The sequence below is a fragment of the Planktothrix sp. genome, assembly GCF_046067725.1.
GTDB lineage: Bacteria > Cyanobacteriota > Cyanobacteriia > Cyanobacteriales > Microcoleaceae > Planktothrix.
Map to the genome: position 1 here is coordinate 1 of NZ_JBJUDF010000205.1, position 4,894 is coordinate 4,894.

Consider the following 4,894-nt stretch of genomic DNA (forward strand, 5'->3'; position numbering starts at 1 on the left):
TAACAAAATATTCTTGAGAAAAAATTGAATTTATTAAGAATTAGGTGGGTAAGCGCAGCGCACCCACCCGACGAGATTACCAACCGAAAGCTGAATAAAATTGGCTATCTTCAGAACTCGATTCTGATGAATTTTCAGCATCAGGATTAACCCGAATTTCGGTACAAAATGTGGAAGTATTAAACCCACCAAATCGTTTAACAGCACTGGTTCGCATTCGCACATCTGAACCGACAAACCAAAAGCGTTCAATCGAACTCATGGTTTCATATTCAGTAATTAAAATTAAAGCATCATCTTCATCCATTTCAAACTGACCTGCAACCGGTATAATTTCTGCATAACCGCGTTCTCGCAACATTTTTCCTTTACGGGGATTGTCAGCATCAGGAACAATAGCAAACACCGTTGATCCTTTATGGTTTTCATCGTCTTTATCCCAAGCCATTTCCCCCGCCCAAGTCACATAAGCACCCCCGGCGGCTAAACTGGGGTCAACGTTGTGCATCTGACAAATTTCGATGACTCTAGGGTCGTCCGCATCTAAGCTGGTGACTTGAATATCGGAAGATCCTTTCTCCGCTTGTCTAAAGGCTAAATGGTGAGTAGTTCGTTGCGATCGCCAGGTGCCAGCACTTTTGCGAAAAAATTCCATTGCATCCATCACGGTTAAAATCCCTTCATTCATTGAGGTTTCTTGGCTTCACCCTTTATGATAAGTCGATTCTGAGTTTATTGTGAATTTTTGCAACAGAGATTATTTTTAAAATGTGCATTGTGGACAGTTTGTCAAGGTGTTGTTACGATACTTTACATTTAGTGTGATACAGGTCAACTTAGTCAGTCCAAATCTTCGTGATTTGCACAACTCAGTCGGAGGAGTGAATATGGAAACGCCTGCAAACCTCAGTCTTGAACAGCAATTCAAGTTACAACTGTTACGAGAACAAGTCAAAACCTTAAATTTAGAACAAGCTCAAGACTATTTAATGGAACTATTACGCCAAAGTATGATTAAAGATGTGCGATTCGTTTAGCCAAAAATAAGCTGAAAGGCTTATGGGACGGCTAACCCAGTTAATGAGACTGGTGATAACTGATTACATTTGTAGGTGAGACGTTGTACGTCAAGTCCTACCCCTTAAGTGCTGAGGTGAAAGCATAACCCCTAGTTTACTAGGTAGCAACTATTAAGCTAAAGCGGGGTTAAAAGGTAGAACTACTGGTAGCCAAATCTGGTAACTATCGAGCAAGAAGTCCATGCGTAGCAAAAGCAAAGATGTGTCAAAACCATCGTCACCATAAATGGTGTAATGGCTAAAATCAAGACAAAACTTGATTAACACCATGCCAAAAGGCAAGGATAGGGCATAAGCGGTTGTCTTTCCGACTTATTAGCACCGCCCAATAAACCCGGTGGATAGCATCACGCTAAAGACTTCAAACAAATGTGTAATCGGAACGAAGTAACCCCTAATTATCTCTGGTAAAAGGTCGATAACCAGTAAGTAGCTAACGAATGATAGTTAGGGGAGGGATGGTATCAAAAGCGAACGCCCTTGGTAATGCAAGGGATATGCTGACAGATACTCGGTAATTCCAAAGAAATAGAACAAGTAGCAATGAATAAATCTAAAACGCTGAACAAAAATCAGACGGTGGAGTGGAAAGACATCAACTGGCGCAAGCTAGAACGGGTGACTTTTAAGTTGCAAAAGAGAATATTTCAAGCGAGTGAACGAGGCGATGTTAAAGCAGTTCGCAAACTTCAGAAGACCCTGATTAGGTCTTGGTCGGCAAAATGTATCGCGGTACGTCGGGTAACACAAGATAATCAAGGCAAAAATACCGCAGGTGTGGATGGAGTCAAATCTCTAACACCAAAACAACGTATGAGTCTTGTAGGACGACTAAAGTTGACAAGTCAGGTAAAACCTACTCGTAGAGTAATGATACCTAAATCGGGTACAACCGAAACCCGCCCACTAGGAATCCCCACAATAGACGACCGTGCATTACAAGCGTTAATCAAACTAGCGTTAGAACCAGAATGGGAGGCACTCTTTGAGCCAAACAGTTATGGTTTCCGACCAGGACGTTCCTGTCATGATGCGATTGATGCAATATATCTCACTATTAAGCAAAAAGCCAAATATGTGCTAGATGCTGATATTGCTAAATGCTTTGACCGCATTAACCATAAAGCATTAATTGACAAATTACACACATACCCTACATTAAGCCGTCAAATTCAAGTTTGGCTAAGAGCAGGGTATATGGACGGAAAAGAACTTTTTCCTACCAGTGAAGGTACACCACAAGGCGGGGTAATTTCTCCCTTACTTGCGAATATTGCCCTACACGGTATGGAAGAAAGAGTCAAGCAATATGCAGAAACTCTAAAAGGTGGCAAACAAAATAATCGCACTGCCCTTAGTTTAATCCGATATGCAGATGACTTTGTAATCATCCACGAGGATTTGAAAGTCGTCAAAAAATGTCAAGAAATAATCGCTGAATGGTTAAGTGACATGGGACTGGAATTAAAACCAAGTAAAACTAGAACGACCCATACCCTCAATGAATTTGAAGGAAACGTTGGGTTTGAGTTTCTAGGATTCCATATACAACAACACAAAGTAGGAAACTATGGAAGTGCTAGTAGTAGTATAGGAACACCGCTAGGTTTTAAAACAATAATCACACCCTCAAAAGCCAAAATCACAACTCATCTTGTCAAGATAGCTGAAGTAATAAGAACTCATAAGAACGCCCCACAAGCTTCTTTAATTAGTCAGCTAAATCCAATTATTAAAGGGTGGTCAAACTATTACTCAACAGTTGTTAGCAAAGAAGCCTTTAGCAAGGTTGACCATCTAACATACAACAAGTTGAGAGCATGGGCAAGAACGAGGGGAAAAGGGAGCATCAATAAAGATAAATACTGGAGAACAGTAGATAATCAAAATTGGTGTTTCAGTACAGAAGATGGATTAGAATTAATCACTCATGCTAGTACGCCAATAGTAAGGCATACAAAAGTTAAGGGTAAAGCTAGTCCGTTTGATGGTAACTGGATTTACTGGAGTAAGCGACGAGGCGAATATCCTGAAACTCCCAAGAGGGTTTCCAAATTGATCAAGAAACAAAAGGGTATTTGTCCTCACTGTGGTTTGTATTTTACAAGTACAGACATTGTAGAAGTTGACCATATTCAACCAACATCATTAGGTGGTAAAGACATCTATGATAATTTACAACTTCTTCACAAGCATTGTCACGACATAAAAACGGCTAATGATGGTTCCTTAATCAAGAATCACAATAATAAAACCGTTTTGAATCGTACCTATAACAAAGGTGGAATTATCAAGGAGCCGTGTGAGGTGAAAATCTCACGCACGGTTCTGAAGGAGAGGTAGGAGTGGTAACGCTCCTATCGACTCTAACAATCTCCTACGCCAATGGATTAAAAACCCCTAATTGTAGGGGCGGGAAAAACCCGCCCTTTGCAGAGTTTTCCTACCCCTACTCAGTCATCCGTTAATCGTTTTTTCTTTAACCAAAGCGACCACTAACATATTGTTGAGTGGCTTCTTCTTTGGGATTTTGGAAAATAGTTTGGGTGTCATCATATTCCACTAAATAGCCAAAGCGTTTACCCCCTTCTATGGCTTTGGCGTTAAAAAATGCCGTCATATCTGCAACTCGTGTGGCTTGCTGCATATTGTGGGTAACAATAATAATGGTGTAATTTTCCTTCAATTCATGGAGTAAATCTTCAACAGCTAAAGTTGAAATCGGGTCTAAAGAAGCACAGGGTTCATCCATTAACACTACATCAGGATTAATCGCTATAGCGCGGGCGATACAAAGACGTTGTTGCTGACCGCCTGATAAAGCAAACCCACTTTGATTCAATTTATCTTTGACTTCATCCCATAATACCGCTTGACGTAGCGATCGCTCTACAATTTCATCTAATTCTGCTTTATTTTTAGCTAATTTATTCACCCGAACACCGTAGGCAATATTATCATAAATTGACTTCGGGAACGGATTCGGTTTTTGAAAGACCATCCCAATGCGACGACGAACTTCTACCGGATCAACATTAGGGGCATAAAGATTTTGATGATGATAGAATATATTTCCCGTTAATCGAAAGCTTTGGATTAAATCATTAAGACGATTAAAACAGCGTAAAATCGTACTCTTTCCACAGCCCGACGGCCCAATAAAAGCAGTGACTCTATTTTTATAAATGTCTAAACAAACACCCCGAACCGCCTTAAAATCACCGTAGTAGATATCAATATTTTCCGTCTTGATCACGGTTTCCATTTCCACTGGAGCATAGTGATACACATCGTACATGAGAAAAACTCCTTAAAGTATAGAATAAAGCAGAAATTTAACATCAAAATTAAGTAGTTAATTGAAGTAATCAATACTAATTCTGATGACAGGTTAAAACGACCCTAGGAAAAACGATCCTAGGTTAAAATTTTCAACCTAAAACTGTTTTTGACGAGTTGCAAACCGAGCAATCATGCTCGTTAATAACACTAAAGCCACCAAGACCAGGGATGCTGCCCAAGCAAACTCCTGTAAAACTTTATCAAATCCTCTGGCAAATTCATAAACTAAATAGGCGAGGGAGGGAAGGGTGGGAGACAGGGGGCCTTTAGGCCAGTTATTGGTATAAACAACGGTAAATAATAGGGGTGCAGTTTCTCCGGCTGCCCGGGCGACGGCTAAGGTGACTCCGGTTAAAATCGCAGGTAAGGCAGCCGGAAGCACCACTTGTAAGGCAGTTTGATAATTAGAAGCTCCCACTCCCACAGAAGCCCAACGAATTTCTTGGGGCACAATTTGTAACGCTTCATCGGTA

Annotated in this window: 5 protein-coding genes; 2 read left to right on the plus strand and 3 right to left on the minus strand. The window is 40.6% G+C overall.

What is annotated here, in order from left to right:
• Window positions 1-76: 76 nt before the first annotated feature.
• Entirely contained in the window at window positions 77-664 is a 588-nt protein-coding gene (locus ACKPEB_RS12740; RefSeq protein WP_408965308.1) for a phycobiliprotein lyase, read from the minus strand.
• 223 nt (window positions 665-887) lie between these two features.
• Between ACKPEB_RS12740 and ACKPEB_RS12745 the strand changes: the two genes are divergently transcribed.
• Complete coding sequence (locus ACKPEB_RS12745; protein ID WP_408965304.1) at window positions 888-1,037, plus strand: NblA/ycf18 family protein; 150 nt, start codon at window positions 888-890, stop codon at window positions 1,035-1,037.
• A 585-nt stretch (window positions 1,038-1,622) separates the two neighbouring features.
• A complete protein-coding gene (ltrA, locus tag ACKPEB_RS12750; RefSeq protein ID WP_408965305.1) occupies window positions 1,623-3,422 on the plus strand; it encodes a group II intron reverse transcriptase/maturase in 1,800 nt (599 codons plus the stop codon).
• Window positions 3,423-3,558: 136 nt separating this feature from the next.
• Here ltrA and pstB read toward each other — a convergent pair whose 3' ends face one another.
• Window positions 3,559-4,377, minus strand: coding sequence for a phosphate ABC transporter ATP-binding protein PstB (gene pstB, locus ACKPEB_RS12755; protein ID WP_408965306.1), 819 nt, complete (start codon window positions 4,375-4,377; stop codon window positions 3,559-3,561).
• Window positions 4,378-4,515: 138 nt separating this feature from the next.
• Window positions 4,516-4,894: ABC transporter permease subunit (locus tag ACKPEB_RS12760; RefSeq protein WP_408965307.1), on the minus strand; the 379-nt coding region annotated here is incomplete at its 5' end.

Bases quoted from the DNA above. Each gene is read 5' to 3' on its own strand.
- ACKPEB_RS12740 (WP_408965308.1), bottom strand. From the start codon at position 664: ATGGATGCAATGGAATTTTTTCGCAAAAGTGCTGGCACCTGGCGATCG.
- ACKPEB_RS12745 (WP_408965304.1), top strand. From the start codon at position 888: ATGGAAACGCCTGCAAACCTCAGTCTTGAACAGCAATTCAAGTTACAA.
- ltrA (WP_408965305.1), top strand. From the start codon at position 1,623: ATGAATAAATCTAAAACGCTGAACAAAAATCAGACGGTGGAGTGGAAA.
- pstB (WP_408965306.1), bottom strand. From the start codon at position 4,377: ATGTACGATGTGTATCACTATGCTCCAGTGGAAATGGAAACCGTGATC.